This is a genomic window from Streptomyces alkaliterrae (genome assembly GCF_007097205.2).
In the GTDB taxonomy this organism is placed as follows: domain Bacteria; phylum Actinomycetota; class Actinomycetes; order Streptomycetales; family Streptomycetaceae; genus Streptomyces; species Streptomyces alkaliterrae.
In genome coordinates this window covers 1-2,504 of the sequence record NZ_VJYK02000500.1, presented here as the reverse complement: position 1 = coordinate 2,504, position 2,504 = coordinate 1, and the positions used below count along the sequence as shown (strand labels likewise).

At 74.7% G+C, this 2,504-nt stretch carries 2 protein-coding genes; both read right to left on the bottom strand.

Annotation, left to right across the window (positions count from 1 at the left end; translation table 11 throughout):
- Positions 1 to 1,366 (bottom strand): DoxX family protein (locus FNX44_RS26085; RefSeq protein WP_143651437.1); only part of this gene is annotated, 1,366 nt, incomplete at its 3' end.
- 301 nt (positions 1,367 to 1,667) lie between these two features.
- Positions 1,668 to 2,504 (bottom strand): 23S rRNA (guanosine(2251)-2'-O)-methyltransferase RlmB (gene rlmB, locus FNX44_RS26080; protein WP_143651436.1); only part of this gene is annotated, 837 nt, incomplete at its 5' end.

The following is a 2,504-nucleotide window of genomic DNA, read 5'->3' as shown; positions in this document are numbered from 1 at the left end:
GGGTGGCGACCTCGCCGGGGGTTCCCGTCTGCTCCTGCGGCAGCGGGGTGCCGGGGAGGTGGTTGCGGGGGCTGTCGACGGAGTCCGGCACGGTGGCGACCTGCGCCGACCGCACGGCGCTGCCCAGCATGGAGCCGATCAGCAGGGCGAGTCCGACGAACAGGGTGACGAGGAGGGTGCCGCGGCGCAGTACCCGGCGCCGCAGGTCCCACAGGGAGACGCGGGGGCCGAGTCGGCGCCAGGCCTCGCCGGCGAGTCGGGCGTCGAGTGAGTAGACGGGGGCGCCGGCGATGATCAGAGGGGACCAGGCGGCCAGGTAGATGATGTCCGGTGCGTCGTAGGCGGCGACCATGCGCCAGCTGACGGTGACGAGCAGGGCGGCGGACAGCAGCGCGCCGAGGCCGGCGGCGACCCGCTGCCACAGCCCGAGGATGGTCAGCACGCCGACGATGACCTGGAGGAACGCCACGGTCAGGCCCGCGCCCACCGGGTGGGCGACCGCGAAGGAGTGCAGTGGGGAGGCGATGGCCCACGGTTCCAGGCCCTGGAGCCAGGTGACCATGGAGCCGCGTTCGCCGCCGTCGAAGTAGACGGGGTCGGTGAGCTTGCCCATCCCGGCGTAGAGGGAGATGAACCCGAGGAAGATCCGCAGCGGCAGCAGGACGATGCCGAGGTTCATGCGGCGGTGCGGGTAGTAGGCGTGCCGCACGGCGTCGCGGGCCGGCCGGTCGTCGCGGCCGTCGACGGCGCGGTCGTCACGCTCGTCGTACGGGTCGTACCCGTCGTCCTCGTAGCCGTCGTGGCCGCCGTGGCCGTCCGAGCCGTGGCCGGTCTGCCGGGGTTCGTCGTACGCGCCCCGGGCGGGCCGGACGCCGTCCAGCAGGGGCGCGGAGGGCTGCGGTACACGGGGCGTGACGACGGTCGGCGCGTTCTCCGGCTGCGGCGCGACGCGGGGCAGCACCTGGGTGGCGGCCGCCGCGCCGCCGGCCGGCAGGGTCGTGGAGTGCCGGACCGCCTGGAGGAGCTGGCCGGCCGCCGCGTCCCCCGGTGTGGCGTGCCCGCTCCACACGACCGGGGTGCGCCGCGAGCTGGGACGGACGGACGGGACGTGCGTGGTGTCGGCCAGCGGTGACGTCACCGCCGGGGACTGCCGGACCTGCCGGGGGGCGAACGCGCCCGCCGAGGCGCCGGCATAGGAACCACCGGTCGGCGGCGTACCGAGCTTGACCCGGAAGCTCACGTTCTTGACGATCACCTGAGCCGGGTCGCTCGGCACCTTGACCGAACTCAGCACCGGTTGCTCGTCGGCGAAGCCGGCCGGGCGTCCCCCGGTGGGCGTGCGGGGTGTTCTGGTGTCCACACTCATCTAACCGAGTGACGGACCTTTAAGACACTGCCTTGACCGCGCCGATCTGTCCGCGACCCGTCAAAGCTTGGTCAAGCCTTCGCGGTCCGCGTTCACTCGGGCGGCTCGGAGCCGTCCGGGGGGCCCGGGCGCGTCGTACGACCCGAGCGTGCGACGGGGCACCGGACCGGTGTTCGACCACGTCCGGGGGTGCGCGGGTGTGCGCGCCCCGCGCCCGAGGGTGACCTCGCGCCCGGCGCGGGGCATCACGACCGGCGCGAGGACCTCACGCCAGGCGCAGGGGGCACGCCAGGCGCGCGACTCACGCGCGGCGGCGCGAGGCCTCGTAGAGCACGACGCCCGCCGCCACACCGGCGTTCAGCGACTCGGTTCCACCCGGCATCGGGATGCGCACCCGCAGATCGCAGGTCTCCCCGACCAACCGGGAGAGCCCCTTGCCCTCGCTGCCGACGACCACCACGACCGGGCCTTCGAGCGCGTCCAGCTCGTGCAGCTCGGTGTCCCCGTCCGCGGCGAGACCGACGACCATGAGCCCGGCCTTCTGGTACGCCTCCAGCGCCCGCGTCAGGTTCGTCGCGCGGGCGACCGGGGTGCGGGCCGCGGCGCCCGCCGAGGTCTTCCAGGCACCGGCGGTCATGTGCGCGGCGCGGCGCTCGGGCACCACGACGCCGTGGCCGCCGAAGGCGGAGACGGAGCGGACGACGGCGCCCAGGTTGCGCGGGTCGGTGACCCCGTCGAGGGCGACGATCAGCGGGTCCTCGCCGTCGTCCAGCGCGTTCGCGACGAGGTCGTCCGGGTGCGCGTAGTCGTACGGCGGGACCTGCAGGACGAGGCCCTGGTGGTTGAGGTTGTTGGTCATGCGGTCCAGCTCGGCCCGGGGGGCCTCGAGCAGGTTGACGCCGCCGCGGTCGGCGGCGAGCTTGAGGGCGTCGCGCACACGGTCGTCGTTGTCGATGAACTGCTGGACGTACAGCGTGGTGGCGGGCACGCCCTCGCGCAGTGCCTCGTAGACCGGGTTGCGGCCGACGACCAGCTCGGCCGTGCCCTTCGGGCCGCCGCGGCGCGGGGCGGGGCGGCCGGTGGCCTTGCGGGCGCGGGCCTGGGCGGCGCGCTGCTTGGCGTGGCCCTTGCGCATCTC